General features: G+C 70.5%; 13 protein-coding genes and 1 pseudogene. 4 read left to right on the top strand and 10 right to left on the bottom strand.

Annotation, left to right across the window (positions count from 1 at the left end; genetic code table 11):
• Positions 1–49: 49 nt before the first annotated feature.
• The 7 genes from ID810_RS01720 to ID810_RS01690 form a co-directional block, all read right to left on the bottom strand.
• Entirely contained in the window at positions 50–1,009 is a 960-nt protein-coding gene (locus tag ID810_RS01720) for an ABC transporter permease (RefSeq protein ID WP_166856412.1), read from the bottom strand.
• A 102-nt stretch (positions 1,010–1,111) separates the two neighbouring features.
• Positions 1,112–2,863 carry a dipeptide ABC transporter ATP-binding protein gene (locus tag ID810_RS01715; RefSeq protein ID WP_166856507.1) on the bottom strand — a complete coding sequence of 584 codons (1,752 nt, stop codon included), beginning with the start codon at positions 2,861–2,863 and terminating at the stop codon, positions 1,112–1,114.
• A gap of 29 nt (positions 2,864–2,892) precedes the next feature.
• On the bottom strand, positions 2,893–3,849 hold the full coding sequence (locus ID810_RS01710) for an ABC transporter permease (RefSeq protein WP_166856414.1): 957 nt from the start codon (positions 3,847–3,849) through the stop codon (positions 2,893–2,895).
• Positions 3,842–4,771, bottom strand: coding sequence for an ABC transporter permease (locus ID810_RS01705; protein WP_166856416.1), 930 nt, complete (start codon positions 4,769–4,771; stop codon positions 3,842–3,844). The genes ID810_RS01710 and ID810_RS01705 overlap by 8 nt, the downstream gene beginning before the upstream one ends.
• A gap of 113 nt (positions 4,772–4,884) precedes the next feature.
• Complete coding sequence (locus ID810_RS01700; RefSeq protein ID WP_166856418.1) at positions 4,885–6,540, bottom strand: ABC transporter substrate-binding protein; 1,656 nt, start codon at positions 6,538–6,540, stop codon at positions 4,885–4,887.
• A gap of 249 nt (positions 6,541–6,789) precedes the next feature.
• Positions 6,790–7,881 (bottom strand): LLM class flavin-dependent oxidoreductase, encoded by a 1,092-nt coding sequence (locus ID810_RS01695; protein WP_166856420.1) that lies wholly within the window; start codon positions 7,879–7,881, stop codon positions 6,790–6,792.
• A 61-nt stretch (positions 7,882–7,942) separates the two neighbouring features.
• Complete coding sequence (locus tag ID810_RS01690) at positions 7,943–8,527, bottom strand: biotin transporter BioY (RefSeq protein WP_166856422.1); 585 nt, start codon at positions 8,525–8,527, stop codon at positions 7,943–7,945.
• Between the two features lie 108 nt (positions 8,528–8,635).
• Here ID810_RS01690 and ID810_RS01685 point away from each other — a divergent pair, with 108 nt between their 5' ends.
• Complete coding sequence (locus tag ID810_RS01685) at positions 8,636–9,160, top strand: NUDIX domain-containing protein (RefSeq protein ID WP_166856424.1); 525 nt, start codon at positions 8,636–8,638, stop codon at positions 9,158–9,160.
• Here ID810_RS01685 and ID810_RS01680 read toward each other — a convergent pair.
• Positions 9,157–10,128 carry a patatin-like phospholipase family protein gene (locus ID810_RS01680; protein WP_166856426.1) on the bottom strand — a complete coding sequence of 324 codons (972 nt, stop codon included), beginning with the start codon at positions 10,126–10,128 and terminating at the stop codon, positions 9,157–9,159. The two genes, ID810_RS01685 and ID810_RS01680, sit on opposite strands and share 4 nt — an antisense overlap.
• A gap of 205 nt (positions 10,129–10,333) precedes the next feature.
• Here ID810_RS01680 and ID810_RS01675 point away from each other — a divergent pair, with 205 nt between their 5' ends.
• The gene (locus ID810_RS01675) at positions 10,334–11,464 is read left to right on the top strand and encodes an oxidoreductase (RefSeq protein WP_166856428.1); all 1,131 of its coding nucleotides are present in this window, start codon (positions 10,334–10,336) and stop codon (positions 11,462–11,464) included.
• 2 nt (positions 11,465–11,466) lie between these two features.
• On the opposite strand, the gene ID810_RS01670 is transcribed toward ID810_RS01675, so the two are convergent.
• Together ID810_RS01670 and ID810_RS01665 are read right to left on the bottom strand one after the other, a co-directional pair.
• Positions 11,467–11,889, bottom strand: coding sequence for a YchJ family protein (locus ID810_RS01670; RefSeq protein ID WP_243856582.1), 423 nt, complete (start codon positions 11,887–11,889; stop codon positions 11,467–11,469).
• 71 nt (positions 11,890–11,960) lie between these two features.
• Positions 11,961–13,373, bottom strand: coding sequence for a M18 family aminopeptidase (locus tag ID810_RS01665; RefSeq protein WP_166856432.1), 1,413 nt, complete (start codon positions 13,371–13,373; stop codon positions 11,961–11,963).
• Positions 13,374–13,465: 92 nt separating this feature from the next.
• Here ID810_RS01665 and ID810_RS01660 point away from each other — a divergent pair, with 92 nt between their 5' ends.
• Both ID810_RS01660 and ID810_RS01655 read left to right on the top strand, forming a co-directional pair.
• Positions 13,466–14,116 (top strand): HAD-IA family hydrolase, encoded by a 651-nt coding sequence (locus ID810_RS01660; protein ID WP_166856434.1) that lies wholly within the window; start codon positions 13,466–13,468, stop codon positions 14,114–14,116.
• 181 nt (positions 14,117–14,297) lie between these two features.
• Positions 14,298–14,843 (top strand): annotated as a pseudogene (locus tag ID810_RS01655) (GtrA family protein); the annotation flags it as partial.
• Positions 14,844–14,866: the final 23 nt, after the last annotated feature.

Below are 14,866 nucleotides of genomic sequence, written 5' to 3'. Positions count from 1 at the left end.
GTCATCTGCTTACTGATCGAGTCCATGCCGTTGTGGTTGCGTGCCATGCTCAGCTCACCCTCACTCGGGGGTCGACGACTGCGACGAAGATGTCCGACAACAGCGCACCGGTGAGGGTACACAGCCCGGAGAAGGCGACGACCGCAACAGCGCCGTTAATGTCGTACTCAGCGATGGACTTGATCGAGTACTCGCCCATACCGTGCCAGCCGTAGACACGCTCGGTGATGGCGGCTCCGGTGAACAGACCTGCCAGGGCGAAGGCGAAATAGGTGGCCATCGGGATCAGGGCGGTGCGCAGCGCGTGGCGGGTGACCGCCTTGCGCTTGATCAGGCCCTTGGCCCGGGCGGTGCGCACATAGTCGGCGCCCAGGGTGTCCAGCATGAGGTTGCGCTGGTAGCGGGAGTAGGTGGCCAGGCCTCCCAGGGACATCGACAGCGTTGGCAGCAGCAGGTGCTGGAGGCGGCCGAGCAAGCCGTAGCCCTCACCGGTGAACTCAAAGATCTGGTAGCCGGTGGCGCGGTTGATCTGGACCGCGAACACCTGCAGGAGGATGGCGATGACCATGGCCGGGGTTGAGATGATAACCATCGCGAACAAGGAGACCGTGCGGTCAGAGAGCTTGTACTGGCGGGTCGCCGTCCAGGCGCCCAGGGCCACGCCACCGCTCATGCCGATCGCAGCCCCGAGGAAGACCAGACGGAGCGAGGCACCGATCTTGGTGCTGATCAGCCCGTTGACCGACTCGCCCTTGGGCGTCACCCCCCAGTCCCAGGAGGTGACGATGGAGTGCAGCCACGTGACGTACCTGTCCCACACCGGGAGCTCGGCACTGATGTTGTACCGGATCAGATTGGTCTGAATGGCGTCCCAGTTGAGGGTCGGATCCTCGCGGTTCCAGTTGTTGGCGGGATCCAGTGTCGCGGACGCCAGCAGGTACGCCAACGTGGTGGCGAGGAAGAGGAGGATTGCGTAGTTGGCGATCCTACGCGCTAGGTACGGGAGCATTCGTTACGCCTTCCTGGAACCGTACGGTGCCGCTGACCATACTCTGTGGAGGATACGGTCCGGACACACAGGACGTCCTGCTCTCGCCGGCCCGACCTCGTCTCAGCCGACGGTGTCCTCGCTGTACAGGGGGATGGACGCCCCGGGCACGGCATTGATGAGTTCACGGGTGTAGTCCTGCTGCGGGTGGTCGAAGAGCTCGTCGGAGGGCCCGGCCTCCACAACCTTCCCGTGCTCCATGACGACGACGTCGTCCGCGATCTGGCGGACCACGGCGAGATCGTGGGTGATGAAGAGGTAGGTCAGAGCCAGCTCGGACTGCAGGTCCGTCAGCAGGCGCAGCACCTGCGCCTGGACGAGGACGTCGAGGGCCGAGACCGCCTCATCCAGCACGACGATCTCCGGCTTAAGGGCCAGGGCCCGGGCGATGGCGACACGCTGGCGCTGCCCGCCCGAGAGCTCGTTGGGGTAGCGGCGCATGACCGAGCGCGGCAGGGACACGAGGTCGAGCAGCTCAGCCACCCGGTTCTCGCGCTCCTGACGGGTGCCGACGCGGTGGACCCGCAGCGGCTCTTCGATGACCCTGAAGATCGAGTACATGGGGTCGAGGGAGCCGTAGGGGTTCTGGAAGACCGGCTGCATGATGCGGCGCAGTGCGAACAACTCCTTGTCCCCCAGCGTGGACAGGTCGATCCCGTTGTGGAAGACCTTGCCGGAGGTGGGGTCGAGGAGGTTGAGGATGATGTTGGCGACCGTGGACTTACCGGAGCCGGACTCACCCACGAGTGCGGTGGTCGTGCCACGGCGCACCCCGAAGGTGACATCGTCCACGGCCTTGAGGGTCTTGGCCTCGCCCTTGGCGCCGCGGATGTCGAAGACCTTCGTCAGGTGCTCGACGCGCAGGACCTCGTCGACGTCGGCGGCGATCTCATGCACGCCGAGCTCGTCCTCGCTGACCTGGATGCCGGCGGCGTGGGCCGTCTGGATACGGCGCGAGGCCAGTGACGGGGCGGCCTTGACCAGGCGCTGGGTGTAGGGGTGGCGCGGGTCCTGCAGGACCTCAATGGAGGGACCGGACTCGACCACGCGGCCGCGGTGCATGACGACGATGTGCTCAGCGCGCTCGGCGGCCAGCCCCAGGTCGTGGGTGATGAACAGCATCGCGGTGCCGAGCGTGTGGATCTGCTCACCGAGGTGGTCGAGGATGCGCCGCTGGACCGTGACGTCCAGGGCACTGGTGGGTTCGTCGGCGATGAGCAGCTGGGGACGGGCCGCCAGGCCGATGGCGATAAGGGCCCGCTGGCGCATGCCGCCGGAGAACTCGTGCGGGTACTGGCGGGCGCGTCGGGCGGCGTCGGGCAGCCCGGCCTCCTCCAGGAGGAGGGAGACCTGTTCCTTGACGTCGATGTGTCCGCCGACGGGGACCTCCTCGCCCTTCTCCGCGGCGGCCAACGCGGCGAGCCGGTCGTCGGCGACCCCGGCCAGGCCGTTGGCCTTGAGGGCCTCCTTGACCTGGAAGCCGATGGACCACACGGGGTTGAGGTTGCTCATCGGGTCCTGGGGGACCAGGCCGATCTCGCTGCCGCGCAGGGCCTGGTACTCACGGGCGTTGGCGTGAGTGATGTCCTTGCCGTTGAACGTGATGGTGCCGCCGGTGACGCGGCCAGTGCCCGGCAGCAGGCCGAGGACCGCGGCGGCCAGCGTGGACTTGCCGGAGCCGGACTCACCCACGATGGCGACGGACTGGCCCGGGTAGAGCGTGAGGTTGGCCTTGCGCACGGCGGGCACGAGCCCGGTGGAGGAGCGGAAGGCGACCTCGAGGTCACGGATCTCAAGCAGGGGGGCGCTGTCCATGCCTTCGGTGACGGGGGTGTTGACGGTACTCACTTGCGGGCCTTCGGGTCGAGGGCGTCGCGCACGGCGTCACCCATCATGATGAATCCGAGGACGGTCAGGGCCAGGGCCCCGGCCGGGTAGAGGAGGACGGTGATGTGGTCGCGCAGGGCGGCCTGCGCGGAGGCGATGTCCGCCCCCCAGGAGACCATTGAGGGCGGCAGGCCCACACCGAGGAAGGACAGGGTCGCCTCGGAGACGATGAAGGCGCCGAGTTGGACGGTGGCGGTGACGATGATGGGGGCTGCGGCGTTGGGCAGCACGTGGCGCACGAGGATCGCCAGTCGGCTGGAGCCGAGCGAGCGCGAGGCGGTGACGAAGTCCTCGTTCTTCACGCTCATGACGGCACCGCGGGTGATACGGGCGATCTGGGGCCAGCCGAAGACGGCCAGGACCAGCACGACGGTGACGATGGAGGAGCGGCCCTTGAACATCTGCATGACGACGATGGCGGCCAGCACGAAGGGCACCGCGAAGAAGACGTCGGTAAAGCGGGCGAGCAGCGCATCCAGCCAGCCGCCGAAGAAGCCGGCGAGGGAGCCGATGACGGTGCCGATGAGCACGACGATGAGCGTGGTGAGCACGCCGACGGTGACCGAGGCGCGCGCGCCGTGGATGGTGCGAGAGAAGATGTCGCACCCCTGACGGTCGAAGCCGAAGGGGTGGCCGGCCGCGGCGGGCCCGTAGGAGTCGTGCAGCTGGCAGAAGGTCGGGTCCACCCGGGTGAACAGGCCCGGGACGGCGGCCAGGAGGAGGGCGCCGACGATGAGGACGGCGGAGACCCAGAAGATCGGGCGGCGACGCAGCTGCTTCCACGCCTCACCCCACATGGAGGCGGGTGCGGACTCGTCGGAGACGGCGTCGACGGCGCCCAGGCCCTGCTCATCGACCTCGGCGACGTAGCGCTCCTGGCCGGGGCGGGCGACGGTGTGCTGGTTGTCAGGCATAGCGGATCCTCGGGTCGAGAGCGGCGTAGAGCAGGTCCACGACGAGGTTGGAGATGATGAAGACGAGGATGAGGACGGTCGTGAAGGACACGACGGTGGGGCCCTCACCCTGGAGGATGGCGCGGTAGAGCGTGCCGCCGACGCCGCTGATGTTGAAGATGCCCTCGGTGACGATGGCGCCGCCCATGAGGGCGCCCAGGTCCGCACCGAGGAAGGTGATGACGGGCACGAGCGAGTTGCGCAGGACGTGGACCACCATGACACGCGTGCCGGACAGGCCCTTGGCACGGGCGGTGCGCACGTAGTCGGCGGAGAGGTTCTCGGCGACCTCGGTGCGCGTCAGGCGCAGCACGTAGGCGAAGGAGACGGCGCCGAGCACGAGGGCCGGCATGAGCAGCTCCTTGAAGCCCGGGGTGTTTCCTGCGGTGACCGGCAGCCACCCCAGTCGTACGCCGATGAAGAACTGCAGGAGGAAGCCGATGACGAAGGTCGGCACGGCGATGACGACGAGGGAGAGCACGAGGGCGGTGGCGTCGAACCAACGGCCCTTGCGCACTCCGGCGATGAAGCCGACCGTGATGCCGGCGACGGCCTCGAAGGCCAGGGCCATGAGGGAGAGCTTGATGGTCACGGGGTAGGCGCCGGCCAGGACGTCGACGATCGGGCGCGAGCCGCGCAGCGTGGTGCCCAGGTCAAGGGTGAACACGCCTTTGAGGTACAGCAGGTACTGCACGAGGAAGGGCTTGTCGAGGTTGTAGTTGGCGCGGATCTGCTCCTGCACGGCAGGGCTGAGCGCGCGCTCGCCTCCGAGGGCGGCCACAGGGTCTCCGGGCAGGGCGAAGACCATCGCGTAGATCAGAAGGGTGGCCCCGAGGAAGACGGGGATCATCTGCAGCAGCCTGCGTCCGGCGTAGCGGACCATCGGCGTCTCCTTTAAGTCAGTGGGGAGGGGGACGGGCGGGTCGGGCGGGGCCCGACGTGCGCCGGGCCCGCACCATGCGTGGTGCGGGCCCGGTGCACGCTCGTCAGTGAGTGTCAGAACTCGGCGATGGCGTTGGCCTGCTCCCACAGGCTCTTGGCCTCGGCCTCGTCGAAGTCCAGCACCTCGTTGCCCTCGACGGCATCGGTCCAGTCGGCGATGACCGGGGATGTGAAGTCGGAGGCGGGGGTGCGGGTCTCGTAGTACAGCGTGTCGCAGATCTCCTTGCGGTTGATGGCGCGGGAGATGGCGGCGCGACGCAGGCGGCCCTCCTCGTCCATCTTGAAGTGCTCGGCGTTGACGTTGATGGAGAAGCCCTGGATGACGGCGCCGGGCTGGTTGATCGCGCGCTCGCCCAGCTCGGTGGCGAAGGAGGACAGCGCGGAGTCCGGGATGGCGTCGATGACGTCGACGGCGTCGGCGAGCAGGTCGTTGTAGGCGGCGTCGTAGTCGGTGTAGAGGGTGAAGGTGACACCCTCGTTGGCGACTGTCTGGCCGCCCTTGTAGTCGGCGTTCTTGGACAGGACGATCTCGCCGTCGTGAGTCCAGGAGTCGAACTTGTAGGGGCCGTTGCCGACGGGCGCCTGGCCGAAGGCGTCCATGTCCGCGAAGGCGGACTCGGGCAGCGGTGCGAAGGCGGAGTAGCCCAGGCGGAGCCTGAAGTCGGAGGCGGGGGCCGTGAGCTTGACGGTGAAGGTGCGGTCATCGACCTTGGTCAGACCGGTGAGCTCGGAGTCCTCCTCGTAGGAGAAGCCCTCGATGACGTCGTAGAAGTAGCTCGACAGGTGGGCGTTGGACAGCAGGGCGCCGTAGTTCCACGCCTTGATGAAGGAGTCGGAGGTGACGGGGGTGCCGTCGGCGAAGGTCCAGCCGTCCTTGATCTTGATCGTGTAGGTCTGGTTGTCCTCGGACTCGATGGACTCGGCGACCTCGTTGACGGGGGTGCCGTCGGCCTCGAAGCGCACGAGCATGGAGAACAGGAGGTCGACCACGCGCCCGCCACCGGTCTCGTTCGTGTTGGACGGCACGAGGGGGTTCTGCGGCTCGGTGCTGTTGGTCAGGATGATGCCGTCGGGGGCGGTCGTCTTGATCTGGCGGTACTCGGGCACGGACTTCCAGTTGAAGACGACGTCGGAGACTCGGGTGGAGTGTCCGCCGAAGCCGTTCTGGTACCACAGCGGGATGGTCGGCAGGTCCTTCATGAGGACGGCCTGGGCCTTGATGAGCAGGTCGGTGGCGGCGGCCTCGTCGGGGGCGGCGGCGGACTCGGCGAGAAGCGTGTCGAACTCCTCGCTGGAGTAGTCGCTGTCGTTGGAGCCGGCGCCGGTCTGGTACTGGGCGCCGAGGAAGTTGGCCATGGCCGGGTAGTCGGCCTGCCAGCCGGTGCGGAAGGCGCCGACGATGCTGCGGTCGGTGACCTGGGCGCGCAGCTCGGAGAACTGGGCGAAGGGCAGCGGCTCCATGCTGATGCCCAGCGTGTTGCTCACGGAGTTGCACACGGCCTCAACCCAGGCCTTGTGCGGGCCGTCGGAGTTGTAGGCGAGGGTGAGCTTGCCGCCGGAGGCGGAGCCCGCACCAGACGCGGCGCCGGCACCCTCGGAGGAGCCGGTGCTGGCAGAGTCGTTGGAACCGCAGGACGCGAGGAGGAGGGCGGTAACGCCGACGGCACCGAGGCCGCCGAACATACGACGCGAGATCTGAGCAGTGGTCATAGGGACCTCCAATGGGATGGAATGGCGCGTGGCTTATGGGGCCCGTGCCCGCCTCAGCGGGGCAGACGAGGCGTATATCGGGGGTGTTGTTCACCGCGGATCGTATAACAATACGCGATTCCGGCTGAGTATATGACCAGAGCCACCCCCTGAGGCGAGAGCACTGATACATTTTCCGGACGATAGCAACGTGATCTTCGTCCACATCACGTCATGTATGACATGCATGAAGATGCACCGTGAAAGTTATCACACCCCCCACGCGCTAGCCAGCAGCTCGTAGGAACGCCGCCGGGCGTGAGCATCGTGCGCGTGGCTGACCACCAGCACCTCCTCCAGGCCCCAGCGCTCAGCCAGCGCCCGCAGCCGGGCGGCAACGTCGTCGGCGGTGCCGACAAAGGACATGGCCATGGCCTGCTCGACGGCGGTCTCCTGCCCCGGAACCAGGCGCCGCCATGCGGAGAGGTCCTCACTCGGAGGGTCCAGCGGGGCGGGGCGGCCGCCGATCACCCGGGCGGCGGCGGCCATCGCCGTCGTGAAGAGGAACCGTGCCTCGGCCTCGGTGGGGGCGACCATGGCGTTGACGACGGCCGCCACGTGGGGGCGACCGTCGAGCGAGACGGAGCAGGAGGCGTCGAAGACGGAGCGGTAGCTGACGATGGCGGCCTCAGCCTGGGCAGGGGCGAAGTGCGAGGCGACGGCGAAGGGCAGGCCGAGCGCACCGGCCACGCGGGCGCCGTTGACGGAGGAGCCCAGCACCCAGGGTTCGGGCGCAGTCCCCTCCCCCACGACGGCGCGCGCCCGGCCTACGGGGGCGGGCGGCTCCTGCGCCTCGCCGTCGGCCCCGGCAACGAGGGGGGTGAGGGACCCGGGGACGGTGGCGGGGACGTCGTCGGACACCCGCCCGAGGTAGGTCAGGGTCTGCAGGACGTCCTGGGCGAAGGAGCGGGGGTCGGCGGCTCGGCGGTGCAGGGCGGAGGCGGTCAGCGGGTCGGTGCCGGGGGCCCGGCCCAGGCCCAGGCCCACGCGGCCGGGGTAGAGCCGGGCCAGGGTGCCGATCTGCTCGGCCACGACGAGCGGCGAGTGGTTGGGCAGCATGATGCCGCCCGAGGCGACGCCGATGCGCTCGGTGGCCGCCAGGACCTGTCCCATGAGGACGGTCGTGGCGGCCGCGAGGTAGGTGGTGGAGCCGTGGTGCTCGGCGATCCAGTAGCGGTGGTAGCCACAGGCGTCAGCGGTGCGGGCGAGCCCGGTCATCTCGGCCAGTGCCTGGTCGCCGGTGCGCCCGGCGCTGATGGGAACGAGGTCGAAGACGGACAGGACCGGGGAGCTGGCGGGCATGGGCCTCAGGCTAGGCCACCAGGCACCATCAACGGGGGCGCTCGTCTCGGCTCACGCTCGGTCAGGCCGTGGGAGCGGGGCGGGCGGGCAGCGCCGAGGCCAGGAGCGACTTGAGCAGGTCGCCGATGATGAAGGGCGTGAGCCCCATGCCGATGACCGTGCCCAGCGGGGCGCCGGTGGCGACGGCGAGCCACGCCAGGCCCGGCACGTACACGAACGCGGAGGCCAGGACCATGAGGCCCAGGCGGCGAGGCCAGGAGGTGGCCTGCACGGCCCGCCCGGCGACGGCCGCCACCAGCGCGTAGCCGATGACGTAGCCGAAGGAGGGCGTGATGCCGCTCGTGAAGCCCTGGAGCACCGGCAGGCCCACGGCGGCGGCCAGGGCCAGCAGCAGGGCGGAGGTCACGCCGCGCCGCGAGCCGAGAACGCCGCCAACACCGAGGACGGCCAGCGTGCCCAGCGTCACCGGGACGGGGGTGAAGGGCAGCGGCACCCGCAGCTGGCCGACGAGGGCGATGACGGAGGTTCCGGCCAGGACGAGCAGGACCTCGCGGACGACCAGGGCCAGACGGGAGGTGGAGGCCTCGGCGGCGCCCTCGGCGCTCAGGCGGGAGAGGGATATGGAGAGGTTCTTGTTCAGCGACATGTGACAACCGTAGACGTCCGGCCGCTCTGGCTCACCCCACGACGGCGTCGGTCCTGCCGCAGCACCTTTGTGGGTTTCCCACAAGCAGGGTGCCGGTAGCGTGTCCGTGTGACCCGTCACCACGTCGCCCTCGTCCCCGCCGCTTACGTCCTGTTCCTGCGCCAAGCCCCCACCGGGGCCCGGCTGCCGCAGGTGCTGCTGCAGCTGCGCCGGAACACGGGCTACATGGACGGGTACTGGGCCTGCGGCGCGGCCGGCCACGTGGAGGTCGGCGAGTCCGTCGTGGAGGCGGCCGTGCGTGAGGCCAAGGAGGAGCTGGGTGTCGTCGTCGACCCGGCGGACCTCGAGCCACTGACGGGCATGCACCGCACCAATGACCTTGCAGGCGCCCCGCGCGAGCAGCGGGCGGACTGGTTCTTCACCCTCAGACGCTGGCGGGGCGAGCCGACCATCGCGGAAGCGGCCCGGGCCGCGGACCTCGCCTGGTACCCCCTCGACGACCTGCCGCTCGTCCCTCCGCACGAGCGGCACGTGATGGACCTGCTCGCCGAGCAGCTGCGTGGCGGGGCAGGCGTGCCCGCGGTGACGGTCTTCGGCTTCCCGGCCGGGCGGGGGCCTGTCACTCATTCCTAGTCAGAGCCCGACACCCCCAAAAACTCCAGAATCCTCGGCAACTCGCGGCGCGCCTGCACCAGGCCCATCTCATAGGCGCTCGAGACCCGGTCATAACGCAGCTCGCCGTTCTCGATCGGCATCCGCTCGGGCTGGTACAGGTAGACGCGACCGGCACGCCGCTCCTCCTCCAGCCACTCGACCGTCCGGTTGTAGCCGTCCGGGCGCGCGATGATCCCCTGCGCCACCGCCGGAGTCTTGCGGAACAGGCGCCGGTAGGCCCCGGCCCGCTTCTCGGCGGGCTTGCGGTAACCGGCCGCACGCGTGGAGACCACGAGCATGCGCGTATAGCCGTCCGCGAGCGCCGCGTCCGTCGCGAAGCCACCGGTGGGGCCCAGGGCCCCGTCGAGGTAGGGCACGCCGTCGATGTGGACGGTGGGCATGAGCACCGGCATGGAGGAGGAGGCCTGGCAGCGAATCGTCAGGTCCTTCAGGCTCTCCATGTCCTCGGCGCCCCAGTAGACCATCTCGCCGGTGTCGCAGCGGAAGGCGCCGATGCGCACCGTGGAGGTCGAGGCCGCGAAGGCCGGCCAGTCGAAGGGGAAGCGCTCGTCGGGCAGGCTCGTGTGCTGGTAGATGTGGTCGGAGTTGAAGTAGCCCCGGCCCCTGACAAAGGAGCCCCAGCCGCCGGCCTCGGGGTCCGCGGGGATGCCGACGAAGGCCTCGCGGGTGCGCCACAGGTCTCGCGAGACCATGTTGACGGTGTTGGTGGACCCGGCGGAGATGCCCCCGACCCAGGGGAAGGCGAGGCCTGCCTCAAGCATCACCTGTACCAGCGCCGCCGTGTAGGCACCGCGCATGCCGCCTCCCTCGAAGACGAGGGCGACGTCGTCGATCTCGGTGGTGACGGGGGCCGGGGCGTGGCCGGGCCGACCGAAGCGGACGGGGCGGACAGGGCGGGTCTGGTGTGAGGGGCTGGCAGTGGTCATCACCCGCAGGCTATCGACGCCGAGCCCCGAAGGTCAGTGTGGTCTTGCACCACTGAAAGGCCGAAAGGCTGTGTCACGCCACCAGGCGCGACCGCCCAGACTCCCGCGCGCACAGCCGCCCCAGTCCACAGCGAGGCTGTGATCCAGAACCCACATGACCGGGAGGCGTTACCGCCCGGAGACCCACACGCATAGCGTCATGGTCATGAGCATGCCCCTTCTTCTTGAGCCCCTGACGATGCGCGCCGCGAGCGCGCGCAACCGACTGTGGCTGCCTCCCATGTGCATGTACAGCGTCGACGCCGAGGACGGCAAGGTCACCGACTGGCATGTGCAGCACTACGCGACCCGGGCGCTGGGAGGCTTCGGCACCGTCGTCGTCGAGGCGACCGCGGTGGCGCCCAACGGCCGCCTGTCCCCGCGCGACCTCGGCCTGTGGGACGACGCCCAGGTGGAGGGTCACCGGCACCTGGTGGATGCCGTCCATGCGGGCGGCGCGCTGGCGGGCATCCAGCTGGGTCACGGCGGCCGCAAGGCCGGCACGCCCCCGTGGCTGCCGACGGTTCCGAGAAGCGAGGCGCGCACGAGCACCCTTGAGGGCTGGGACCTGGTCGCGCCGTCAGCCCTGGCCTACCCGGGTCACGCGGTGCCGCGGGCCCTGACTCTTGAGGAGGCCGACGACGTCGTGGCCGCCTTCGCGGCGGCCGCCCGGCGTGCGGTCCAGGCCGGATACGACCTCGTGGAGCTGCACGGCGCGCACGGCTACCTCATCCACCAGTTCCTCTCCCCACTGTCCAACGAGCGCGAGGACACGCTCGGAGGCTCACCGCAGGGGCGACGCCGCTTCGCGCTGGAGACGGTGCGTGCGGTGCGCAGGGTGCTCGGCGAGGGGCCCGAGGGGCGGGTGCTGGGCATCCGCCTGTCCGCGACCGACTGGGTCGAGGGCGGTCTGACGGCTGAGGACACGGCGGTGCTCGCGCGCGAGCTGGTCGAGGAGGGTGTGGACGTCCTGCACATCTCGACGGGAGGCAACGTCCCGGCGAGCTTGCCCACGGGCCCGGGCTACCAGGTGCGTTTCGCCGCCCAGGTGCGCCAGGCGGTGGCGGGGATGACGACGACGGGCGGGGGCAGCCCGGTGGTGGTCGCCGTCGGACGCCTGGAGAGCGGGGCGCAGGCGGAGCAGGTCCTGGTGACCGGCCAGGCGGACGCCGTGGCGGTGGGCCGTTACGCGCTGCGCGACCCGTACGCGCCGCTGCGGTGGGCGCACGAGCTGGGGGTGAACGACTGGCAGCAAGCGGGCTTCCCCGCCCAGTACTGGCGCGGCGTCTGGGCCTGAGCCTACAGCTGCTCGCCGTCGACGTAGAGCCAGCGGCCGGCCCGTTTGACAAAGGTGCTGCGCTCCCTCAGTGCGTCGAACGCCGTGCCGCCGCGCCCGTCCACCGCCTCGAAACGGGCCGTGAACTCCACGACCGCCTCCTCGCCGTCGGCGGCCAATGGGCTTCCCCCGACGCACTCGTGGACGGTGAGCCCCAGCCAGCGCGTGCCGGGGTGGCAGTAGGGGCCCTCCGGGCGGGTGCGCGGGTGCCAGGTGCGGAAGATGTGGTCCTCGTCGCCGACGGCGAAGGCCGTGTAGCGCGAGCGCATGAGCGCCTCGGCCGTGGGGGCGGCTTCGCCGTCGAGCACGCTCTCGCAGCAGTCGGCGAAGGTGCGGCCGCTGCCGCAGGGGCAGGGGTCGGCGGGCCGGGCCCCGGCACTGCGCACGGGCGAGGCGCCGGACGAGCCGCCTGACTGGCGGGCCCGGCTCCGGGCCCTCCCCCGGGCTCGACTCCCGCTCACAGCCCCGCCCAGAAGGCGGCCAGCGCCTGGGCGAGCCAGGGGCCGTCCGCGATGGCGCACAACTCGCGCTGGGAGTGCATCGACAGCAGCGGCTGGCCGACGTCCACCGTCGTCATCCCCAGGCGGGTCGCCGTGATCGGGCCGATGGTCGAGCCGCAGGGCACCGCGTTGGAGGACACGAAGTCCTGGTGCGGGACGCCCGCGGCACGGCAGGCCCTGGCCCACAGGGCCGCGCCCACGGCGTCGGAGGCGTAGCGCTGGTTCGCGTTGATCTTGAGCACGGGGCCGCCGCCGAGCACCGGGCGCACGGCCGGGTCGTGCCTGTCCGGGTAGCAGGGGTGCACGCCATGGCCGGCATCGGCGGACACGCACACCGAGCGCGCCATCGCCGCCTCGAAGGCATCGTCCTCCAGGCCCATGCGGCGCGCGAGGCGGCGCAGCACCGTCTCAAGGAAGGGGCCGGCGGCACCCGAGCGGGTCGCGGATCCGACCTCCTCGTGGTCGTTGGCGATGAGGACGACGGCGTCGCGCGCCGTGGCGGCCTCCCACCGGCCCGCCCCGCCCTCACCGAGGCCGACGTCGGCCGCCAGGGCCTCGAGGGCGACGATGCTGGCCTGCACGGAGCTGAGGTTGTCCAGGCGCGAGGAGGCGAGCATCTCGCCGTGGCGGCCGATGCGCCCCGGGGCCTCCGTGGGGTAGGTGACAACGTCGTGGGAGGCGAGCTCGGCCCGCTCGATCCCGGCGATCTCGCACAGGTACTGCTCGACGGCGTCGGCCTGTCCGCGCGTGGCGGCGTCGTCGGCCCCGGTCGCCCGGGCGGAGAGGGACCACAGGGGCGTCAGGTGTGCCTGGCGGTCCAGATGCAGGTTCTCGTTGACGCTGCGGTCCAGGTGGGGGGCCAGCTGGGCGACGCGCGCAACCGGGCCGGTGCGCACGAGGTGGACGGCGCCGTCGCGGGTGACGAGCCGTCCGGCCAGGCCCAGGTCGCGGTCGAGGAAGGAGTTGAGCAGTGGGCCGCCGTAGACCTCGGCGTTGATGAGCTGGTAGCCCTCGCGGGTGAGGGCGGCGCTGGGCTTGAGCTTGAGGGCGGGCGAGTCCGTGTGGGATCCGACGACGCGGAAGGCGGTGGTGGGGCTGGGTGCGTCCGGCAGCATCCAGGCGGCGACGGCGCCGTCGCGCAGCACGTAGCCGCGCCGGGGCAGGTCCTGGCCCCAGGGGACCGTCTCGCTGACCTCGGTGAAGCCGACGGCCTCGAGCCGGGCGGTGAGGGTGGCGGCCGCGTGGTAGCTCGAGGGGGAGGCGGTGACGAGGTCGATGAGTGAGGCGGTGTAGGCGTCGGCGTCGGTGAGGACCGTGGCCGCGCGCTGTGCGGCGGCGGGCACGGGGGTGTCGCTGATGTGGTCGGGCATGGCGCCAGTCTCCCACCGTCGGGGTGGCACCGGCCGACACGGTGCCGTGGCGGGGCTGGGACCGCAGCTCACACCGGGGCAGGATCAGGGGTATGAGCAAAGCCCAGCCCGCAGCACCGCCCGCGATCCCGCCCGTTGGCACCGGCCCGGTGCGCGCCGTCCTGCTCGACGCCGACGGCGTGCTGCAACTCATCGGCACCCCCTGGCGCCAGGCCCTGGCCGAGGCCGGAGGACCGGCGTTCGCCGAGCGGCTGCTCGCCGAGGAGCGCCCGGCCCTCGAGGGGCGCGAGAGCCTGACTGACCTGTTGGACCGGCTGGTGCGGAGCCTGGATCTGAGGACGACCACCGCCGAACTGCTGCGGCTGTGGCGGCGCGCGACCCCCGACCCCACCGCCCGGCAGCTGGTGGCCGACCTCAGGGCCACCGGCTACCTCACGGTCCTGGCGACGAACCAGCAGTGGGAGCGCCGGCAGTGGATGCGCTCGCAACTGCGCTACGACGGGCTGTGCGACCTCGACGCCTACTCCTGCGTGCTCGGAGTCGCCAAGCCCGACCCGCGCTACTTCGAGGACGTCCTGCGCCTGGCCGGGGTGAGCGCCCATGAGGCCCTGTTCGTGGACGACAGCGCCGCGAACGTCGCCTCGGCCCAAGGCGTGGGACTCAGGGTCCTGCACCACCCGGCGGATGCCGGCGGCCAGGTGCTGCGCCAGGGCGTCGTCGAGGCGCTGACGCGGACGCTCTGACGGGCGGGTCGCCGTCGGGCGGACGGGGCGGTCGCCGTCGGGCGGACGGGCCATGTCCTCCTCAGGGAGGACCCCGGGACCTCCCTGATCTCATCCTGGCGGGCTTGCCCAACCGGCCGGGGCAGGGAAGACTCGGCGTCGAGCGACGCTCAACAGGTGAGTGCCGCAGGAGGAGGACGCGATGTCGGTAGCAGCGCGGACGGCGACCGGCACGGTGCGCGACCGGGTCCAGGACCGTCTCGACGTCCTCAACGACCCCTCGCGCCGTGCCCCGCGCGCCTTCCTCAAGGTCATCTCCCGCATCCACCGGTTCCTGCCCAAGCGTCTGCGCGCACTCGTGCCCGTGACCTTCATCGGCTACGCCCTCATCAACGGCTCCGCCTTCGTCATCGACATCAGTCTGCTGTGGGTGATGTACGAGCGGCTGCACTGGTTCTACCCGCTGGCCGTGACCCTGGGTTACCTCGTGGCCGGCGCCTATTCGCTGGTGCTCAACCGGTGGCTCAACTTCCAGTCGCACGGATCGCTGTCCTCGCAGGGCGGCCGCTACGTCATCGGGCTCGTGAGCCAGTACGTCATCTTCATCCTGGGGCTGTCGAGCCTCCTGCACCTGGCCGGTGTCAACGCCGAGCTCGCGCGCGTCATCTCAGCCTGCTGCGAGGGCCTGTACCTCTACGCGCTCATGCGCCTGTGGGTGTTCCGGGGCACGCCCGAGCCTGTGGAGGACGAGGAGGAGCTCATCGAGCGGAC

Source organism: Actinomyces respiraculi (genome assembly GCF_014595995.2).
Classification (GTDB): domain Bacteria; phylum Actinomycetota; class Actinomycetes; order Actinomycetales; family Actinomycetaceae; genus Actinomyces; species Actinomyces respiraculi.
The sequence above is the reverse complement of the archived record's forward strand: the minus strand, read 5'-3'. Positions and strand labels throughout refer to the sequence as shown.